General features: G+C 64.5%; 2 protein-coding genes and 1 pseudogene. All 3 read left to right on the top strand.

Annotation, left to right across the window (positions count from 1 at the left end; all coding sequences use genetic code 11):
- Positions 1-175: 175 nt before the first annotated feature.
- Positions 176-1,708: an IS21 family transposase gene (gene istA / locus GPT34_RS17625; protein WP_291015324.1), complete on the top strand. Its 1,533-nt coding sequence runs from the start codon at positions 176-178 to the stop codon at positions 1,706-1,708.
- Positions 1,698-2,519, top strand: coding sequence for an IS21-like element helper ATPase IstB (gene istB / locus GPT34_RS17620; protein ID WP_291015322.1), 822 nt, complete (start codon positions 1,698-1,700; stop codon positions 2,517-2,519). The genes istA and istB overlap by 11 nt, the downstream gene beginning before the upstream one ends.
- 196 nt (positions 2,520-2,715) lie before the next feature.
- Positions 2,716-3,513, top strand: a pseudogene (locus GPT34_RS17615) (hypothetical protein); the annotation flags it as partial.

The raw sequence follows: 3,513 nt of genomic DNA, 5'->3' as shown, positions 1-3,513 counted from the left end.
GCAACGAAACGCCAACAACGTAGCCGGAGCGTCTACCGCGCGAGCGGTTTAGTCCATCTGTTGGCGCCGACCGAAAACTGAGCCACTTTTGCGGGTAGTGCCGACCCAAAACTGAGCCAGGTGAACAACCTACTCTGCTGTTTTTTTGTGCAGCAGAGGACAAGGAGTGATCACCATGGACATGATTGGCAGGATCCGGCATTTGCATGCCCGGAAGAACAAATCAGAGCGCGAGATATCGCGCATGACAGGGCTCTCGCGCAACACGGTTGCGAAGTGGTTGCACGGGGAGGTGGACGGTCCACCGAAGTACCGGCGCAGCGAACAGCCCAACAAACTCACGGCGTTCCACGACGCGCTCAGGCAGGCCTTGAAGGCCGATGCACGTCGGCCCAAACACGAGCGGCGCACGGCCAAGGCGCTGTACGCCGAGATCAGGCGCGCGGGCTACGAGGGTGGCTACACGCGGGTGACCGACTTCATCCGGGCATGGCGACAGGGCGAAGGCCAGGGGTCTGCGGGCAACGCGTTCGTGCCGCTGGCCTTTGAGCTGGGCGAGGCCTTCCAGTTCGACTGGAGCGAGGAAGGCATGGTGATCGGTGGCATCTACTACCGGGTGCAGGTCTCGCACATGAAGCTGTGCGCCAGTCGGGCCTTCTGGCTGGTGGCCTACCCCAGCCAGGGCCACGAGATGCTGTTCGATGCCCACACGCGGTCGTTCGCAGCGCTGGGCGGCGTGGCGCGACGTGGCATCTACGACAACATGAAGACGGCGGTGGACAAGGTCAAGAAGGGCAAGGGGCGCGTCGTCAACGAGCGCTTTGCCACCATGTGCGCGCACTACCTGTACGACCCGGACTTCTGCAACGTGGCCAGCGGCTGGGAGAAAGGGGTGGTGGAGAAGAACGTGCAGGACAGCCGCCGGCGCATCTGGATCGACGCGGCCAAGATCAAGTTCGGCAGCTTCACCGAACTCAACGCCTGGCTGGGTCAGCGCTGCCGCGCGCTGTGGGACGAGGTGCGCCACCCCGAGCACACCCAGTTCAGCGTGGCCGAGATGCTCGATCACGAGCGCGCGCACCTCATGCCCATGCCGGTACCGTTCGATGGCTACGTCGAGAAACCTGCGCGGGTCTCCAGCACCTGCCTGGTGTCGGTGGCGCGCAACCGCTATTCGGTGCCGTGCGAACGGGTGGGCCAGATGGTCAGCACACGGCTGTACCCGGGCAACGTGGCCATCGTGGCCGACGACACTATCGTGGCCCGCCACGAACGGCTGAGCAACGCGGGCGAGACCCGGTACGACTGGCAGCACTACATCCCGCTGCTGCAGAGGAAGCCCGGCGCGTTGAGGAACGGCGCGCCCTTTGCCGACATGCCCGAGCCGCTGCAGCGGCTGCGCCGAGGGCTGCTGCGCAACCCGGGCGGCGACCGGGTGATGGCGCAGGTGCTGGCCGTTGTGCTCAGCGCCGGTCTGGACGCGGTGCTGGTGGCCATCGAGCTGGCGCTGGAGAGTGGGCCACCGGGCAAGGTCAGTGTGGAGCACGTGGTCAATGTGCTGAACCGGCTCAACGCGCAGCCGGTGCCGCCCACGGCGGACACGCAGCTGAGAGTGACCACGCCGCCGCTGGCGAACACGGCGCGCTACGACAGCCTGCGCTCGGACACAGTGGGTGTCACCATCGAAGGAGCCGGCCATGAAGACTGACGTGCTGATCGAACTCAAGGCATTGCGCCTGCACGGCATGGCCGGGGCGTGGGCCGATCTGGTCGAGCAAGGCGGTGGTGGGGGAGGCAGTGTGGGCATCGAGTCCTCACGCTGGCTGATCGAGCACCTGCTGCAGGCCGAGGGCACGGACCGCTCGATGCGCTCGATCAGCCACCAGATGCACGCAGCGAAGTTCCCGGTGCACCGGGACATGGCGGGCTTTGACTTCGAGGTCTCGCCGGTGGACCGCAAGCTGGTGGAGACCCTGGCCACCACGGCCTTCACCGACGCGGCGCACAACGTGGTGCTGGTGGGCGGGCCGGGCACAGGCAAGACCCATCTGGCCACGGCCATGGGTGTCTCTGGCATCACCCGGCACGGCAAGCGGGTGCGGTTCTACTCCACGGTAGATCTGGTCAACGCACTGGAGCAGGAGAAGGCCCAAGGCAAGGCCGGTCGCATCGCTACCAGCCTGCTGCGCATGGATCTGGTGATCCTCGATGAGCTGGGCTATCTGCCGTTCAGCCAGGCTGGTGGGGCGCTGCTGTTCCACTTGCTGAGCAAGCTGTACGAACACACCAGCGTGCTGATCACCACCAACCTGGACTTCGCAGAATGGTCCAGCGTCTTCGGCGACGCGAAGATGACCACCGCGCTGCTGGACCGGCTCACGCACCATTGCCACATCGTGGAGACGGGCAACGAGTCGATCCGGTTCAGTCGCAGCACGGCTGCGGCCAAGAAACGGATCAAGGCCCGCGAGCACGCGCGCAAAGGCGTCTCGACGCAGGCTGAGCCCGACCCATTCTGAGCACGCTCCGCGCTGGGCAAGCCGCTACGGGCTACGCCCTGCGCGTCTTGCCCAGCGCCTTCAACACAACAGCAAGGAGGTCCCCGAACCAGCACAGCACCTACACTTATCCACAGCCGACCCTCAAATAGTCGGCTTCCACCCCTGGCTCAATATTCAGTCGGCCCGGTGGCTCAAATTTGGATCGGCGCGGACAGTGATCGGCAATGTGTGGGGGTTTTTTCAGGCGCGCAGCGGCAAGAAGCACCTAGTCCCCACTGGCCTGCTGGTCGGTGTGGCTTCGGCGCTGTTGTTCTTCGGCTTGGTCTTGCTGGTGTTCATGCTGACACGAACGCTCAATCTGAACCTGCCGTGGCACGCCGATATCCTGATCTTTGGCGTGGCCGCCCTGGTACTGTTTTTCATCGGCTGGATTCCGGAGGCCAACTACGTTTCACTGCACCGCTTTTACCGTGACCGGCTGCTGGAGCTTTTTCTGCCCGATCTGAAGATCATTCAGGAGCGCATGCTCAAGAGCACCCAGTACCAGCCGCTGCACATCTTTCTCCGCAATGCCATCGCTGATCCGTTCAAGGCCGCCTACACCCGCGTGACCTCCTCGTGCCCTGGTGACACCACCATGCTGGGTGACTTGTGCCGACCGCCCCGCGGGGAAGCGGCCACCTCGCTCGAAGCGATGCTGCTGCGCGGGCCGTACCACATCATCAACTCAAACATCGTACTGATGGCCTCGCAGCACCCGCGTTACCGGCCACGAGGTGGCGACAACTTCATCCTCAGCCCACTGTTTTGTGGCAGCCGGGCAACCGGATGGAAGCAGACGGACCGCTCGCCCGGTAACGGATTCACGCTCGCCACGGCGATGGCGATTTCGGGTGCGGCCGTCAATCCGAACGCTGGACCGGGCGGTGAAGGTGTCACGCGCCAGCCGGTGCTGTCGGTGTTGATGGGGCTGCTCAACTTGCGGCTGGGGTACTGGGCCGGAAACCCCAAG

The organism is Hydrogenophaga sp. (genome assembly GCF_011390835.1).
Classification (GTDB): Bacteria; Pseudomonadota; Gammaproteobacteria; order Burkholderiales; family Burkholderiaceae_C; genus Hydrogenophaga.
This window is presented reverse-complemented; position numbering and strand designations above follow the sequence as displayed.